This window comes from Rhizobium sophorae (genome assembly GCF_013087515.1).
Taxonomy (GTDB): Bacteria; Pseudomonadota; Alphaproteobacteria; order Rhizobiales; family Rhizobiaceae; genus Rhizobium; species Rhizobium sophorae.
Genome location: NZ_JABFCN010000014.1, coordinates 44,790 through 60,220, shown reverse-complemented (window position 1 = coordinate 60,220; position 15,431 = coordinate 44,790). Strand labels below are relative to the sequence as shown.

Annotated in this window: 14 protein-coding genes and 1 pseudogene; 5 read left to right on the top strand and 10 right to left on the bottom strand. The window is 61.1% G+C overall.

The features are described from left to right. The first annotated feature begins 12 nt into the window (after window positions 1-12). On the top strand, window positions 13-1,152 hold the full coding sequence (locus G9X64_RS08250; RefSeq protein WP_171376348.1) for an AAA family ATPase: 1,140 nt from the start codon (window positions 13-15) through the stop codon (window positions 1,150-1,152). A 157-nt stretch (window positions 1,153-1,309) separates the two neighbouring features. Here G9X64_RS08250 and G9X64_RS08245 read toward each other — a convergent pair whose 3' ends face one another. Further along, on the bottom strand, window positions 1,310-1,801 hold the full coding sequence (locus tag G9X64_RS08245; RefSeq protein ID WP_168307681.1) for a carboxymuconolactone decarboxylase family protein: 492 nt from the start codon (window positions 1,799-1,801) through the stop codon (window positions 1,310-1,312). Window positions 1,802-2,057: 256 nt separating this feature from the next. Between G9X64_RS08245 and G9X64_RS08240 the strand changes: the two genes are divergently transcribed. Both G9X64_RS08240 and G9X64_RS08235 read left to right on the top strand, forming a co-directional pair. Further along, window positions 2,058-2,984 carry a LysR family transcriptional regulator gene (locus G9X64_RS08240; protein ID WP_171376347.1) on the top strand — a complete coding sequence of 309 codons (927 nt, stop codon included), beginning with the start codon at window positions 2,058-2,060 and terminating at the stop codon, window positions 2,982-2,984. Window positions 2,985-3,150: 166 nt separating this feature from the next. Further along, complete coding sequence (locus G9X64_RS08235; protein ID WP_168308095.1) at window positions 3,151-3,762, top strand: L,D-transpeptidase; 612 nt, start codon at window positions 3,151-3,153, stop codon at window positions 3,760-3,762. Between the two features lie 50 nt (window positions 3,763-3,812). Here G9X64_RS08235 and G9X64_RS08230 read toward each other — a convergent pair whose 3' ends face one another. Beyond that, window positions 3,813-5,450, bottom strand: a complete 1,638-nt coding sequence (locus G9X64_RS08230) for an FGGY-family carbohydrate kinase (protein ID WP_168307679.1) — start codon at window positions 5,448-5,450, stop codon at window positions 3,813-3,815. A 54-nt stretch (window positions 5,451-5,504) separates the two neighbouring features. Next, window positions 5,505-5,808 (bottom strand): annotated as a pseudogene (locus G9X64_RS08225) (SDR family oxidoreductase); the annotation flags it as partial. Between the two features lie 160 nt (window positions 5,809-5,968). Here G9X64_RS08225 and G9X64_RS08220 point away from each other — a divergent pair. Beyond that, window positions 5,969-7,201 carry a protein-L-isoaspartate(D-aspartate) O-methyltransferase gene (locus G9X64_RS08220; protein WP_171376346.1) on the top strand — a complete coding sequence of 411 codons (1,233 nt, stop codon included), beginning with the start codon at window positions 5,969-5,971 and terminating at the stop codon, window positions 7,199-7,201. A gap of 10 nt (window positions 7,202-7,211) precedes the next feature. Beyond that, window positions 7,212-7,664 (top strand): DUF421 domain-containing protein, encoded by a 453-nt coding sequence (locus G9X64_RS08215; protein WP_064248489.1) that lies wholly within the window; start codon window positions 7,212-7,214, stop codon window positions 7,662-7,664. Window positions 7,665-7,699: 35 nt separating this feature from the next. Here the strand turns inward: G9X64_RS08215 and G9X64_RS08210 are convergent, their stop codons facing one another. The 7 genes from G9X64_RS08210 to G9X64_RS08180 form a co-directional block, all read right to left on the bottom strand. Beyond that, window positions 7,700-8,464: a FadR/GntR family transcriptional regulator gene (locus G9X64_RS08210; RefSeq protein ID WP_027687225.1), complete on the bottom strand. Its 765-nt coding sequence runs from the start codon at window positions 8,462-8,464 to the stop codon at window positions 7,700-7,702. A 24-nt stretch (window positions 8,465-8,488) separates the two neighbouring features. Next, window positions 8,489-9,553 carry a four-carbon acid sugar kinase family protein gene (locus tag G9X64_RS08205; protein ID WP_168307677.1) on the bottom strand — a complete coding sequence of 355 codons (1,065 nt, stop codon included), beginning with the start codon at window positions 9,551-9,553 and terminating at the stop codon, window positions 8,489-8,491. Beyond that, complete coding sequence (locus tag G9X64_RS08200; protein WP_168308094.1) at window positions 9,550-10,542, bottom strand: ABC transporter ATP-binding protein; 993 nt, start codon at window positions 10,540-10,542, stop codon at window positions 9,550-9,552. Before G9X64_RS08200 ends, G9X64_RS08205 begins: the two co-directional genes overlap by 4 nt. Then, window positions 10,542-11,549 (bottom strand): ABC transporter ATP-binding protein, encoded by a 1,008-nt coding sequence (locus G9X64_RS08195; protein WP_171376344.1) that lies wholly within the window; start codon window positions 11,547-11,549, stop codon window positions 10,542-10,544. The genes G9X64_RS08200 and G9X64_RS08195 overlap by 1 nt, the downstream gene beginning before the upstream one ends. Continuing rightward, on the bottom strand, window positions 11,546-12,502 hold the full coding sequence (locus tag G9X64_RS08190) for an ABC transporter permease (protein WP_171376343.1): 957 nt from the start codon (window positions 12,500-12,502) through the stop codon (window positions 11,546-11,548). Before G9X64_RS08190 ends, G9X64_RS08195 begins: the two co-directional genes overlap by 4 nt. A gap of 2 nt (window positions 12,503-12,504) precedes the next feature. After that, on the bottom strand, window positions 12,505-13,461 hold the full coding sequence (locus G9X64_RS08185) for an ABC transporter permease (RefSeq protein WP_029875013.1): 957 nt from the start codon (window positions 13,459-13,461) through the stop codon (window positions 12,505-12,507). A gap of 124 nt (window positions 13,462-13,585) precedes the next feature. Further along, window positions 13,586-15,220, bottom strand: a complete 1,635-nt coding sequence (locus G9X64_RS08180) for an ABC transporter substrate-binding protein (protein WP_171376342.1) — start codon at window positions 15,218-15,220, stop codon at window positions 13,586-13,588. Window positions 15,221-15,431: the final 211 nt, after the last annotated feature.

Here is a 15,431-nt window from a genome sequence, read left to right as displayed (position 1 = left end):
TGGAAGTCGACCATGCTTCTTCGCTCCATGTTTGCCCAAAATTACCGCTCGTTACGCTCCATCCGCATGGATCTGGCCGGCGTTAATGTGTTCATCGGCGAGAACGGCGTCGGCAAATCGAACCTCTACCGCAGCCTCCAGCTTGTGCAGGCGGCGGTACGCGGCACGTTCGCGCATGAAATCGCGGCCGAAGGCGGAATGGCTTCGGCGTTGTGGACCGGCCCAAGGCGCGACGAGAAGAATTTTCGCATCAAGCTGGAGGTGGAGGTTCTCGACGAGGAGCGGGCTGTGCCGTGGCGATATTGGGTCGAAGCCGGGCTCAGACCGCCGGCCGCCGCTGCCGGATTTGCCTTCGAGCCTCAGGTCAAGGCCGAAGAGCTTTGTTTTGAGGCCGGATCGCGCCCCGTTACGATGATGAAGCGAAGCGGCCCGGGGATCATGGTTCGCGGTGACCGCGGCCGCATGGAGGATTATCCCGAGCAGGCGATGACGTCGGAAACAGGAATCGCGATGCTCGGAGATGCTGGACATTATCCGGAAATTGCGGCCTTTCGCCGCCTCATCGACGGCTGGCGATTCTTCCATGGATTCAGGACCGATCGGGAGTCGGCGTTGCGGCGTCCCTGCCTGGCTGTCACGTCGACGCTGCTGGACCAAGACGGCGGAAACATGGCGGCAGTGTTCGCGACGCTTGTGCATACCCGCGGGGACACGGTCGAGCTCGACCGGGCCATTTCCTCCGCCTTGGGCGGAGCAAAGCTACATGTGCCGGAACCGGGGGAGCATGCGGAATTCGGACTGATCTTTCCAGATTTCCCGCGCCGGATTTTTCAGCCGCGCGAGCTTTCTGACGGACAGATCCGTTTCCTCGGGCTTGCAGCCGCGCTGATGTCCTATCGCCAGCCGCCGCTGATCGCATTGAACGAGCCGGAAGCAAGCCTGCATCAGGACATGCTGTCGCCGCTCGCCGACATGATCGCCGCGGCGGCACGATTTAGCCAGATCTGGATCGTCACCCATTCCCAACGTCTCGCCTCGGCCGTGGAAGAGCGCTGTGGGGTGCGGCCGAAGCGGGTGATCCGAAAGGATGGCGCCACCTGGATTCAGGGTATGAGGCTGACGGGGGCCGTCGAAGACGAGGGCGATGATTAGCTGCAATCGAGCCGGTTCTTGTTAGGGCGCCAAGTCGGAGGCCACGTATTCTGCGGCCGCATTCGCGAACGACGTCGAGCAATATTCGCCACCGCTTTGGCGCAAGGCCGGTGCGCTTCGGCGACAAGAGCGGCGATTGCGAGCTTCAAGACCTTGACTACGGCCTGGCTCCCGCTGGCTTATTGTCGCCGGCGTTCGACCGCTCCGCAAAAAGCTGAGACAGTGCTTGCGACGCAGCAATGGCACGGGGAAAGCCTGCCGGAACCGTTATCATATAGATCACTTCCTTGAGCTCCTCCTTGGGAACGCCAATGTTGAGCGCATATCCGGCATGGACCTTCATCAAGTCCGTCAGGCCCATTGCCGCAAATGCAGCGACAGCGGCGAGTTGGCGCGTGCGGTTATCGAGACCCGGACGCGACCACACGTCTCCCAGAGCATAGGCTTCGGTCGCTTCGGCGAGGAATGGAAACTCTTGCCGCATCGCTTCCAAATTTGGCTGGGTCGTGCCGTTATTGAGGCTCCGGATGACAGCAGCACCGCGTTCGCGCCGCTCCTCCACAGTCTGAGCGAAGACCACATCCGGCGACACGGCCAAGAGCGCCGCAGCACCCGCGGCTGCACAGTGTGAGCGGATATTCTGATACATGGAAAATTCTCCTTATTCGATCCATTTTTTCGGACGCGAGACCTGAGGACTCGCCCACTCCGCTTTCGTCGCGCCCGAACGTTTGCCAAATGTGACCGGCCAAGTGGGAGCGGTGAAACGACCCCCCGCGAGCAGCGACCGATATCTTGCGAGAGGCGTGGATTTTCATCCGAATGCCCTTTGAACCAAAAGTACGGCGGACACGGCGGCGAAACAATTTACGAATGGTGACAAGCTTGGTAAGCTTTTCTGACCAATGGCCATCGATCTGAAACTCGTATCCGTATTCCTCGCCGTCGCGGAAGCGAAAAGTTTCCGCGGCGCGGCTCAGCGACTCGGCCTCACCCACTCGGCGGTAAGCCAGGCGATCAGACGGATGGAAGACCGGATGGGAGTTGCTCTCATCCAGCGCACGACGCGTAGCGTCAGCCTGACTGAAGCGGGCATGCAGCTTTACGAGCGCGTTGGGCCCGCAGTCGCCGAAGTCGAGTTGGCACTGGATGATGCCCAGGATCGGGGCTCCCAGCCGACAGGACTCCTGCGGCTCGCTGTATCGTCGATTGCCGAGCGGTTTATTTCCGGGCCGCTGCTTGCGAGCTTCACGCACGCCTATCCGGGCGTGCAAGTCGATGTAAACGTCACGGATGAGGAGCTCGATATCGTCGCCGAGGGTTACGATGCGGGTGTGCGGCTCGGGGAAGTGATTGAGCAGGACATGATCGCGATACCGGTCTCTGGTAACCAGCGTCAGCTCGTCGTCGCCGCGCCGTCTTACCTGGAACGCTTCGGAAGGCCCGCAAATCCATCAGAGCTTTCGCGGCACTGCTGTATCGGCTGGCGTCCGGCGCCGGATGTGGCGCCGTATCGCTGGGAGTTCGAGGAGAATGGTCGGGAATTCGACGTTGCCGTCAATCCGAGGATCACGACAAACGACATGGGGGTCATGGTGCGGACGGCGTGCGCCGGCGGAGGCGTGACATTCGGCATGGAAGAAACGTTCAGGCCATATCTCGACCGGGGAGAACTGGTGTCGCTCATGGAGGAGTACCTACCGCCGTTCCCAGGTTTCTTTCTTTATTTCGCGGATCGGCGAAATCTGCCTCCGAAGCTGCGCGCCCTCGTCGACCATGTGCGCTATCGCTCCGACAGAAATGGACATGAAACGTCTTTCGAGGCGGGCTGACGAAGAGGATCGGTCAGCCGGTTCCTGTTCGATACCGGAGACGATCGATCGAGCTACCGCAGCAGCATCAGCGGCAATAGCTTTTCAAATCCTGCAGCCCAGCAGTCATAGTGCCGCCACAGAATTCGGCCCAAACAAGCTTGTTCAACAAGCGGATGGCGACAAGATGAGATTGCTGGCTCTCGTGGCTGCGGCCTTTTTGCTGACGGTCTTTCAGGCTCAAGCCCAGATCTATGGGCCGTATGATGGATATGACGACTTTGGTGGATACGGTTACGACGATCCCTACAGCCCCTATCCGCCACCGCTCGATTACGATCCGGCGCCTCCCTATCAAGAGCCCCTGCATGATCGCAGGCAACCGCCGACAGGACGTGCAAAAGGAACCATCGAAATCGTGACGAGCGAGCATACGCTCATTTACACCACCCCTTGGGGCGAGCAATTCGCTTACCCCATCGCGGTCGGCCGTGAGGGCAAGCAATGGTATGGATCTACGCGGGTCGTGTCGAAGCGAGCGCATCCTGAATGGCGGCCCACAGCCAGTATGCGGCAGAAGAACCCTCGGCTTCCAGCGGTCGTAAAGCCCGGCCCCGCCAATCCGCTTGGAACCCGCGCGATCTATCTCGCCGATGGCCTGTTGCGCATCCACGGCACCAACGACCCCTCGTCCATCGGCACAAACGCGTCGAGCGGGTGCTTTCGGATGTACCGTCAAGATGTCGAAGAGCTTTACGAGATCGTGCAGCCGGGAACCCAGGTCATCGTCCGGCGCTAGCTGGTAGCGATCGCGCGCTCATGGACATCAGCGGATGGGCATTGGGATATCTAACCGTCGATACGCAGCTTGCGCGCCAGAACCTGAAGCTCCTTGAATCCTTCATAGCGTTTATGATGAATATCGGGGATCGGGCCTTCTGATGGCAGGAATGTCGTTTCGACCGCCGAGAGTGTCGTCATCGCTTCGCGCACATCCGCAAACAGCCCGCCGGCGACAGCGCCCAGGATGGCCGCCCCCAGCAGGACCGGTTCCTCCGCCTTTGTCGCAATGACCGGCTTGCCGCTCGCATCGGCAAGCAGCTGGCGAACGAAGTCGTGCTGGCCAGCGCCACCGCTGATGACGATGTTTTCGATGGTAACGCCCGCATCGGCCTGCGTCTCTATGATCTGCCTGAGGCCGTAGCCGATACCGCAAAGCCCTGCGACGTAAAGAGAGACCAGGCTGCCGATATCGTCCTCCATCCCGAGACCGGAAATGATTGCGCGGGCATGCGGATCGGCAAAGGGCGCCCGGTTGCCGAGGAACTCGGGAACGACGTGCAGTCCGCTCGCAAGCGTGACGGCGTCGGAAGAACGGCCCGCCTTTCGGGCGGCCATATCTGCAAGCAGAACCGGCAACGGAACGCCCGCCTTCTTCGAAAGCTCCCTCGCTTCCGCGGCAGCCGGATGGAAGGAGAGCAACTGGTCGATCGCAGCGCCGGCGGCACTCTGGCCACCCTCGTTCAGCCATAGTCCCGGCACCATGGCCGAATAATAAGGCCCCCAGACGCCGGGCACGAACGACGGCTCAGCTGTCGATGTCATCGTGCAAGAGGAAGTGCCGAAGACATAGGCCAGATTGGCTTGTGGACCGGCACCCGTGCCAACGGTTCCGATTCCGCCCGCATGGGCGTCGATCAGTCCGGCAGCGACAGGCGTTTCCGGCTTCAGGCCGAGCTCGCCGGCTGCAGCTGCGGTCAGTCCTCGACCGAGTGCCGAACCGGGCTCGACGATAGCCTGACCGATGCGGGCAAACTTTTCGTCGGCGAGGGTGCCGAGGCCGATCTGGTGAAAATAATCTCCATCCCAGCGCTTTTCATGGGCGAGATAGGTCCACTTGCAGGTGACCGTGCAGGTCGAACGCGACAGATCGCCAGTCGCTCGCCAAGTCAGGAAATCTGCAAGGTCGAAGAATTGCCACGCGGCATCAAAAACCTCAGGGCGATTTTCCTTCAGCCAGAGGAGTTTGGGCGTTTCCATCTCAGGCGAGATACGGCCGCCGACGTAACGTAGGACGTCATGGCCGAGCGCATTGATGCGCTCCGCCTGCGGCACGGCGCGGTGGTCCATCCAGACGATGATGTCCCGGTTCGGATCTTCCGAAGGCCCGACAGGAAGCGGCTTACCGCCTTCGCCGAGGACGACGAGTGAACAGGTGGCATCGAACCCAAGCCCCATGACGGACGCCGGATCGATCCCGGCCGAGGAAACCACGTCGCGCACTGCCGCGCAAACGGCCGCCCAGATCTCGGTGCTCGATTGCTCAACCATGGAACCCGGCTCGTGAAACAGGGTGATATTCCGCTTGGCGGAGGCGAGCATCCGGCCGGTCAGGTCGAACAGGCCGGCGCGGGCGCTGCCGGTGCCGACGTCGACGCCGATGACATGTTTGGCATCTGCTTCTAGCGTGCGAGATGTGTCGCTCATTGTCTCTCCTTTGAAATCGGCAAGGATCAGGCTAATTGCAGTCTGGGCCGGTCTTTACAGATCCACGCTGTTCGGCAGAATCACCAGATCGCGGATCGTCACATTACGCGGCCGCGACAGGATGAAAAGGACGGCGTCGGCCACTTCTTCGGCTGCATCAGGCTGCCATTGGCCAGAGCTTCTCCATTTTCGCCCTCGGTCAGTCCTCGAGCAAGGCCGTGACGACAGGTCCTGGCAGCACCGCACCGACGCGCACGCCGTGCCGCGCCACTTGCCGGCGCGTGGAATGGACGAAGGCCTGAACTGAGAATTTCGAGGCCGTGTAGATCGGCTCCCACACGACCGGCGCGACGCCTGACGGCCGTCATTCCTGCGGAAACTGCTGCTACCACGCCATGAACGCTATTTCCACGTGCGCCTGCGCATCTCAGGAACTCTCCGGTCGCCCATTTGTTTTACATTTTGCACCGCCCAGAAGTTTGCCCCCAGATGCAATCGGCGACAAGTGGAGCTGATCCATGGATATGACGCGCATCCGAGATCGTATGGTGGAGCACCACGTGACGCGTCGTGGCATTCGCGATCAAAGCGTCATCGAGGCCATGCGCATGGTACCGCGCGAAAAATTCGTTCCTCCGGGCTCCGAGGAATTCGCCTATGAGGATGCGCCGCTGTCGATCGGCGAAGGCCAGACAATTTCGCAGCCGTTCATCGTAGCTTTGATGCTCGAAAAGGCCAATCTGGATGCCGGCGACACAGTGCTCGAGGTCGGAACAGGCTCGGGCTACGCTTCAGCCCTCATCAGCCGGATAGCCAGGCATGTCTACTCCATCGAGCGCCACGAAAGGCTGGCGGTTGAGGCCAAGGAACGGTTCGAGAAGCTTGGGTACCGCAACATCGACGTTCGCGTCGGCGATGGCAGCAAGGGCTGGGCGAAAGCCGCTCCATTCGATGCCATTATCGTTTCCGCGGGCGCACCCGAGGTGCCAACCGCCTTGAAAGAACAGCTGAACCACGGAGGGCGGCTCATCATCCCGGTCGGCGGCGGTGAAGGGCAGCGCCTGAAGCGGCTCACGCGCACCGGCGCTGCCGCATTCGAGGAAGAAGATCTCGGCGGGGTGCTCTTCGTTCCCTTGATCGGCGAAGACGCCTGGACAGCTTCACATCCGATGTACACGGCGACGGCCCCCTCACTGCCGGGAACTATCGCGTCCGTACCAAGTTCTCCGCAAGACGCACAGGGAGGGGGTATGGGAAAGATAGACACATTGCCCGCGCTGCCGGAAGGTGTGCTCGATCATAGCGAATTTCAGCAACGGTTCTGGGCTGTTCAACGTATTTCCTGGATCATATTCGCGCTTCTTTTGGTGACCTGCTTGCTGGGATTGCTGGGAAGAGGCGGTCCGTTTTCGCGGCAAACACTGCTGTTGCCCGAAGGATCCGTGGATTTTCCCGTCATCTCCCGATGGAATGCCCCCGAGGACGTGACCGTGACCTTCACGCCGTCATCCGAAGACAGGGTCTTCACGATCGATGCCGCCTTTCTTCAGAGCTTTTCAGTTCAGGGTATCGATCCGCCCCAAAAGGCGACTTTCGCGCGCGATGGCCGGATAGGCTATGTGTTCCCCGCCGACCCGGCTGGGCCGACGCAGATCGTCTTCCGTCTGCAAACGCAACTGCCCGGCCCTCGTCGCGCCCTCATCGGCATGGGCGGCGAGACGCGCACCCAATCGACTTTCATCTTTCCATGAGGGCGGCACGGTGGATGCGGTATTACGCGGACTGGCAATTTATTTCACGCTGCTCGTGATCATCCGTCTGTCGGGAAGACGGACATTGGCCCAGATGACGCCGTTCGATCTGGTGATCGTACTGGTGATCTCCGAAACCACCCAGCAGGCGATGCTAGGGGATGACTTCTCGATCACCAACGCCGTCATCTTGATCCTCACGCTGTTTACGACCGATATCGGCCTGTCCTACGTGAAGAGGTGGTGGCCTCGCGCAGCTCATATCATCGACGGCGTTCCAACCGTTCTGGTGACGGATGGCGTCTACGACGAACGCGCGCTCAAAGGCGCCCGGCTGCAGAAGGAAGATGTCATGCAAGCGGCTCGAAGCCAGGAAGGCATCGAGAGCGTGACGGAAATAAAATTTGCCATCCTCGAAGTGAGCGGCAACATCAGCATCATCAAGAAGCAGAAATCCGGCTGAGTCATTTCGAGCGGATAACCGCTTGGGGAAGCACTTCAGAAGGACAGATCGAGCACCCTGCCCTCGAACAGCCGGTCCCGAGAACCTTCGAGATGCGCCTTCATCAGTCTTTGTGCATCGTCTGGTCGGCCATCGGCGATCGCCTTGTAGATGGCGTTATGCTCTTCATAGACCTGTTCCAATCCTTGCCGAGGGCCGAGCAAAGAGAGGCCGTGGAGATGCATGCCAACGGCGATATGGGCCTTCAGCGCATCGATGGAGGCCGTGTAATAATGATTGTTGGCAGCCTCTGTCACCGCGCGGTGGAACAGAAAATCGGCGTCGGTCCGGTGAAGCTGATGGCTGGTCGCCTCGCGCAGATCCGCAAGCGCGCTGGCGATCTTCTGAATGGCCGATTCGTTGCGGCGTTTGGCGGCGAAATAGGCGGCCGCCGGCTCGATTGTCAGGCGGAATTCGTAGCAGCGCTGAATGTCGGCGATCGTCTTGACCGGCGAATAGGCAAGCTGCGTCGTTGGCGATCCATGCGCGCTGACGAAGGTGCCGGCGCCCTGCCGGGCATAGACCATGCCCTGATCGCGCAGGCGCGCCAGCGCATCGCGGACGATCGGCCGCGACACACCCAGCATCGAGGCAAGCTCATGCTCGCCGGGAAGGCGTGAATCCGGCGGATAGTTTCCGCCGCGGATACGCTCGAGCAACTGGTCGAAGACGCGATCGACCAGCTTGACGGCCTTGCCGCGTTCGGGCTTGCCCGGCGGGCCGGCTTCCGCGTTCAAAGATTCGCCATTCACTTCAGCCACGTCATTCTCCCCGGCGGTATCTTACTATGCCGCCCGATTCCAAAGAACCAGTCTTAGCAAACTATCGGGATTGCCGAAGCCCCCCGACTTCACGGCGCACCGAAAATGCCGCCCGTCGGCTGCCGTGACATCGAACCACGGCACGCCTGCCTCGATTTCACCCTTCGGCGCCACCACTCTGACATCGAGCGCCTGGAAAATGGCAAGGGCCGTATCGCCGCCGCCGACCATCAGCATGTCAGGCCTGGTATCGTCGATGACCGATCTGACGCCTGCCGCAAAACGGCTGGCGACCAATGCTGCATCGGCTGCCATATCGCCGGTGCAACGCAGCAGTGCAGGCAGCGCCATGCCCTCTCCGACTTCGACCTGCCCCATCGGCGCGTCCACCACCATGCGCAGGACACCCGAGGCTTCAAGCTGGTCCATCTGGGTAGCCGTAATCGGATCGCGTGATCCAAAGGCGAACAGGCTGCGTCGGGTCGCTACAAATTCCGGCATCGGCTGCCGCCCCATCTCGCCGAGATGGCGGGCAAGTGCAGCACCCAGACCCCGTGCGCCGACCGCTAGCGTCAGCCGCCAGTCATGATCGGCAACGATCTGGTCGAGATCACTATCGTCCTCCGCATCGGCAACAGCAACATTGCCCGCAAGGTCCTCGAACAGATCGGCGATCGGCAGTGGCTTGTCGACGCCGCGGCCGACAACACAGCCTCTGTAGGTCACACGCTCCTGATCGGGAATAGCGGGCGCCACCAGGATGGTCTCCAGGCCGAGCGCATCGGCCAGCGCCAGGCTTTCCGCCGCGACATTGCCCTTCAGCCGGGAGTCGATCTTCTTCATCACGACTGCGGGCTTCACACCGCAAAGCGCCTCGGTCGCCAAGCGCACCCTTTCGGCAGCTTCGCGCTCGCCGAGCGCGCGCGAGGCGGTATTGATAACGACAACGTCACAGCCGGTGGCGATCGCATCCTCTGCGGCCTCGACATCGACGGCGACCGCAACCGAAAGGCCGGCTTCGACGAAGGGCGTGCCGGTATCGAGCGCGCCCGTCAGATCATCGGCAATGATGGCGGCCTTCAACGTCATGCGGTCTGTCCGGTGTTGACGGCATGACAGGCGACGAGATGACCGGGCTTGGCCTCCTGCCATGCGGGAATGACCTTGCTGCAGACATCCATCGCGATTGGGCAGCGCGTGTGGAAACGGCAGCCGGTCGGCGGGTTCAGCGGGCTCGGCACATCGCCCTGAAGAATCTGGCGCTGGCGGGTACGCTCATGCTCCGGATCGGTCTCCGGAACGGCCGACAGCAGCGCCCTGGTATAGGGATGCAGCGGATTGTCGAAAAGTTCCTCGCGCGTCGCGAGTTCGGCGAGCCGCCCGAGATACATGACGCCGACACGGGTGCTGATATGGCGAACGACCGCGAGATCATGGGCGATGAAGAGATAGGTCAGCCCGTATTTTTCCTGAAGATCGAGCAACAAGTTGATGATCTGGGCCTGGATCGACACGTCGAGCGCCGAGATCGCCTCGTCGCAGACGATGAATTTCGGCTGGCAGGCGAGTGCCCGGGCAATGACGACGCGCTGGCGTTGGCCGCCGGAAAGCTCGTGCGGGTAACGCTGGGCAAACCGCGTCGGCAGGCCGACATCGGTGAGCAGCGTCGCCACCCTCTCCTTCAGTTCGGCCTTGGTGCAGAGCTTGTGAAAGAGGATCGGCTCGCCGATCGCCTCGCCCACCGTCATGCGCGGATTGAGCGTCGAATAAGGATCCTGGAAAACGATTTGCAGGTCGCGACGGAAGGGCCGCATCTGTTTTTCGTCGAGCGCCGCGAGATCCTGGCCTTTGTAGACAACCTTGCCGCTGGTCGCCTTGTAGAGGTTGAGGATGGTGAAGCCGGTCGTCGACTTGCCGCAGCCGGATTCGCCGACGAGGCTCAGCGTCTCGCCTTCCATGATGTCGAGGTTGACATTGTCGAGTGCATAGACGGTCGCCGAACGCTCACCGAAGGCGCCGAGCTTGACGTGGAAATGCTTGACCAGGTTTTCGATCTTGAGCAGCGGTTGAGCACCCATCATGCGGCTTCCTGCATTCTCTGGACGACGAAACAGGCGGCGCGGTGATTGGCGCTGCCGCTCAACGGTTCGAGCTGTGGTACCTTCTCGTGACAGATGTTCTCGGCAAGCGGGCAGCGCGGCGCAAATGGGCAACCCTTCGGCCGGCGGCCAGGCTCCGGCGGCGTGCCGCCGATCGAGCTCAGCCGGCTTGCCGGCGGGTCCGAGAGCTTCGGGATCGATGACAGCAGGCCGCGCGTATAGGGATGGCTCGGGCGGGCATAGAGCTCGTCGACCGGCGCATCCTCGACCACCGTGCCAGCATAGAGCACGGCGACGCGATCGACCAGGCCGGCGATCAGCGCCAGATCATGGGTGATCCAGACGACCGACATGCCAAGCTTGGCCCTGAGATCCTTCACCAGATCGACAATCTGGGCCTGGATGGTGACGTCCAGCGCCGTTGTCGGCTCGTCGGCAATTAAAAGCTTCGGATTGCAGGCAAGGCCGATCGCGATCATCACGCGCTGGCGCATACCGCCGGAAAGCTCGTGCGGATAGGCTTGCAGGCGCTCTTCCGGGCCGGGAATGCCGACAAGGCGCAGAAGCTCGACGGCACGGGCGCGGGCCTCCGTCTTCTTCATTCCGCGGTGATAGATCAGCGGCTCGCAGATCTGGGCACCGACGCGCATCACCGGATTGAGCGAGGTCATCGGATCCTGGAAGACGAAGCCGATATCGCCGCCGCGCACCTTGCGCAGTTCTCTATTCGACATCGTCTGCAGGTCGCGGCCGTCGAATGTCGCCGATCCCTTGGTGACTTTGACCTTGTTCGGCAGGAGCCGCATCAGGCTCAGCATGGTCAAGCTCTTGCCGCAGCCGGATTCACCAACGACGCCAAGGGTCTCGCCCCTGTCGACATGGAGATCGATGCCGTCGACGACGATGGCGGGGCCGTTGCGGCCGTCGACTTCGACAGTGAGGTTCCTGACATCCAGCAGGCGGTTGGTGCTTTTCGTATCCATCATTTGCTGCCCCGCGGATTGAGCGCGTCGTTGAGGCCGTCGCCGAGGAAACTGAAGGCAACCGAGGCAAGGCCGAGCACGGCCGCCGGAGCGGCGAGAAGATGCGGATAATGCTGCCAGACGCGCAGGCCGTCCGAGATCATGTTGCCCCAGCTCGGCGTTGGCGGATTGACCCCGACGCCAAGGAAGCTGAAGGCGCTTTCCAGCACCATCGCCGTGCCAAGACCGGCGCTGACCGAGACGATCAGGGGGCCTAGCGCATTCGGAATGACATAACGCTTGATGATGATCCAGTTCGAAAGCCCGAGCGCCTGGGCCGCGGTGATATAGGGTCGACTGCGGATCGACAGCACCTGGGCGCGCACGAGCCGAGCATATGGCGGCCAGGAGATCAGCGCCATAGACCCGAAGACGAGGGCGAAATCCACCCACATGGTTTCGCGATAGAAGGGATTGAGGGTCTCGAGATAACGCGCTTCCATCCATTTGCTGATCGGCGATTTCAGCGAGGCGTTGATGACGACGACGAGCAGCAGGTTAGGAACCGACATCGTTACATCGGTCAGCCACGTGATGGCGCGATCGAAGGGATTGCCGAAGAAGCCGGCCACCGCGCCGAGCGTAAGGCCGATCACCACGGCGAAGAAGGTGACGATCACGGCGACAAGGAAAGCCGTGCGTGTGCCGAAGACCACACGGCTGAAGACGTCGCGGCCGAGATCGTCGGTTCCGAAAAGGTGGCTCATCGACGGCAGGACGTTGCGGGCGTCGAGATCCTGGCTCAGATAATCATAAGGCGTAAGGTAGGGGCCGAAGATAGCCGTGAAGCCGAGGATCACGACGATGACCAGACCGAAGACGGCGAGCTTGTTGCGCTTCAGCCGATACCAGGCGTCGCGCCACAGGCTGACCGGCTCTTCGACGGTTTCGATGGTGGGAAGAGGGATGGCGGACATGGTCAGCGGCTCCTTCTTGAATCATTGGCTCGCGGGTCGAGCAGCGGATAGAGCACATCGACCAAAAGGTTCGACACCATCACCAGGAACGACCCGATCAGCGTGATCGCCAGAATGACCGGATAATCGGAATTGATCAGCGCCTGTACCGTCAACCTGCCAAGGCCCGGCAGGCCGAAGACGAGTTCGACGAAAATGGCGCCGTTGACGATGGTGATCATGATCAGGCCGAGCTGCGTGACGACGGGCGTCAGCACCGGCCGCAGGATATGGCGCAGCGCCACGATGATCTCCGGCACGCCCTTGGCGCGGGCAGTCCGGACGAAATCCTCCGACAGCACCTCGATGACGGCGGCACGCGTCTGGCGCACGATCAGCGCGATCGGCTGGAACGAAAGGACGAGCAGCGGCAGCAGGATACGGACATCGAAGATGCCGCCCCAGCCATAGGGCACGCTCGCACCGGGCAGCAGCACGATGAGGCCGACCATCAGCAACGGGCCGGCGACATAGGCCGGGATCGCCCAGAGGAAGAGTGCGGAGCCCAGAATGGCATAGTCGATGCGCGAATTCTGGTTGAGCGCGGCGATCATGCCGAGCGGGATCGCGACGACGGCCGTCAGGATGATGGAACAGAGGGCAAGCTGGAAAGAGACGGGTGCCGCGGCCGAGACCATCGCCCAGACGGAGCGGCCCGAGGTTAGCGAATTGCCGAACTGGCCGTGCAGCAGGTTCCAGATGTAAAGGCCGAACTGGACGATGAAGGGCTTGTTGAGGCCGGCACTTTCGCGAATGGCTTCGATACGCTGCGGATTATAGGCGACATCGCCAGGCGCGCGCAGGAAGATCAGCTTGATCGGATCGCCGGCGCCATAGAAGGCCAGCGCGTAGACCGCCAGCATCACCACCAGAACGGACGGAATCCAGATGGCAAATCGGGTTAGCACGTAGCGCAGCAAGGGCCACCTCTCACCTGTTGTTCGATGCGTTCCCGCTTTTGGCTGCGATCGCATCTCTTCGTCTTGAAACTTGCGCGAAGACCTTGCGGCCTTCGCGCGTTTTGCCAGGAACTATTGTTCCGGATCAACCGATGGAAATGTTCCAGGGTTCGACGACCTGCCAGTCAAGGTTCTTTTCAAGGCCCTTGACCTCCTTGGTGGCCCAGCGCGACATCGCCTGAGAATACCATGGGATGAAGGCCCAATCCTCGCGGAACGCCTTCTGGGCTTCCTGGGCGAGAGCGATGCGCTGCGGATCATCCGCAGCCTTGGTCGTGGCCTCGGCAAGGGCACTGTCGACCTTGTCGTTCTTGTATCCGCCAAGCTTGTTCTGGGCGTTCGACGAGGTCGAGGCAATGCTGCCCGCCAGATAGGAGACGGCATCCGGCACGCGGGTGCCGACGTCGTCGCGGAAGATCTGGACCGAGTTCTGATCCGGACCCGCATAGGAATCCTGCTGAGGCTTCATGTCGACGGCGGTGATGCCGAGATTCTGGCGCCACTGCTCGGCGATGAACTGGGCGGCAGCCTGAATGGCTGGCCCCGAGATGCCGACGAACAGGATCTTCGGTAGCCGCTCCGGGCCACCATAGGTCGATTCCGCAAGCAGCTTCTTGGCAGCCTCAGGATCATAGGGATAGGCCTCGAAGCCGGAATTCTCCGCACCCGGGACCGAATTGAGGATCTGGTCCGCCTTCTTATGCGGCCCGTCGGGATAGGACGCCTTGAACAGGCCGTCGCGATCGACCGCCATGATCAGTGCCTGGCGGACTTTCGGATCGTCCATCGGCGCACGGGAAATGTTGAACCAGAAGTGCTGGCTGGTCGGGATCAGCGGGCCGGCCGAGAATTCCGGGCCGAGATCCTGGATGATGGTCGAGGTGATGAGTTCGGTATGAGCGTTGAACTCTCCCGACTTGATCAGCGACGTCGCGCTGACGTTGTCCTCGATCGAGGTGACCTCGATGCGCGCAAGCTTCGGCTTCGGTCCGAAGAAGTTCTCATTCGGCTCGAAAGTGAGTTTGCCGGCGTCGATATCGATGCTCGTCAGCTTGAAGGGACCTGAGAAGGCCGGCTTATTGTCAGGCTTATACCAATCGATGATCTCCTCACCGTCGCTACCGCGCGACTGCGATGCCTTGGTGATCGGCGCGATGTGGTTTGCCAGGCGCATGAAAAAGATCGGATCGGCGGCGGCCAGCGTCACGACGACCGTCCCCTCGTCGGGTGTTGCGACACCCGTCAGCTCGTTGCCGGAGCCGGCGGAGATTTCGGCATAACCCTTAACCTTGCTCAGCACCTGGTCGGCGCGCTGGCTCTTGGTGTTCGGCATCGAGGCGACTTCCCACGATCCCTTGACGTCGGTCGAGGTGATCTTGCTACCGTCGGAGAAGACGGCCTTGGGGTCAATTTTGAAGGTCCAAACCGTATTGTCAGCCGATTCCCAGCTGGTGAAGACGTAAGGTTTGATATTGCCTTGGGTGTCGAAATACATCGGCGATGCCCACCAGATTGAATTCCAGCGGAACGTCCTGCCGCCGCCGCGCAGCGGCGACCAGTCCTGGTCGAAAGCCGGATGCGCGACCTTCAGGACCTGGCCTTCATCGGCCATGACGATGCGGGCATTTATCCCGAAAACGGTGAGGCCGACGCCGGCCGCAAGGCCGAGCTTCAGCGCGTTACGACGTGATATATTGGTCTTATCCGATTGATCAGACATGGCATTCCTCCCAGAGTGAATTCGGCAGCGCTCTCCCTGCACCTGCCAGGCGCAGCACAATCCGCTCCGTATCGTTCTCTCGTTATTGTAAATATGTCAACAAAAAATCGCGATTTCAATTCCAACAAAATTTTCTTCTGAAAATATATAAGTTATAACAGATAGATAACTTTTCGAAACAGCGTCACAGCATTTTGTCTTCTTGACAAAA

What these genes read in the sequence shown, in the direction of transcription:
- G9X64_RS08250 (WP_171376348.1), top strand. Translation starts at nt 13, where the DNA reads ATGCTTCTTCGCTCCATGTTTGCCCAAAATTACCGCTCGTTACGCTCC.
- G9X64_RS08245 (WP_168307681.1), bottom strand. Translation starts at nt 1,801, where the DNA reads ATGTATCAGAATATCCGCTCACACTGTGCAGCCGCGGGTGCTGCGGCG.
- G9X64_RS08240 (WP_171376347.1), top strand. Translation starts at nt 2,058, where the DNA reads ATGGCCATCGATCTGAAACTCGTATCCGTATTCCTCGCCGTCGCGGAA.
- G9X64_RS08235 (WP_168308095.1), top strand. Translation starts at nt 3,151, where the DNA reads ATGAGATTGCTGGCTCTCGTGGCTGCGGCCTTTTTGCTGACGGTCTTT.
- G9X64_RS08230 (WP_168307679.1), bottom strand. Translation starts at nt 5,450, where the DNA reads ATGAGCGACACATCTCGCACGCTAGAAGCAGATGCCAAACATGTCATC.
- G9X64_RS08220 (WP_171376346.1), top strand. Translation starts at nt 5,969, where the DNA reads ATGGATATGACGCGCATCCGAGATCGTATGGTGGAGCACCACGTGACG.
- G9X64_RS08205 (WP_168307677.1), bottom strand. Translation starts at nt 9,553, where the DNA reads ATGACGTTGAAGGCCGCCATCATTGCCGATGATCTGACGGGCGCGCTC.
- G9X64_RS08200 (WP_168308094.1), bottom strand. Translation starts at nt 10,542, where the DNA reads ATGGGTGCTCAACCGCTGCTCAAGATCGAAAACCTGGTCAAGCATTTC.
- G9X64_RS08195 (WP_171376344.1), bottom strand. Translation starts at nt 11,549, where the DNA reads ATGATGGATACGAAAAGCACCAACCGCCTGCTGGATGTCAGGAACCTC.
- G9X64_RS08190 (WP_171376343.1), bottom strand. Translation starts at nt 12,502, where the DNA reads ATGTCCGCCATCCCTCTTCCCACCATCGAAACCGTCGAAGAGCCGGTC.
- G9X64_RS08180 (WP_171376342.1), bottom strand. Translation starts at nt 15,220, where the DNA reads ATGTCTGATCAATCGGATAAGACCAATATATCACGTCGTAACGCGCTG.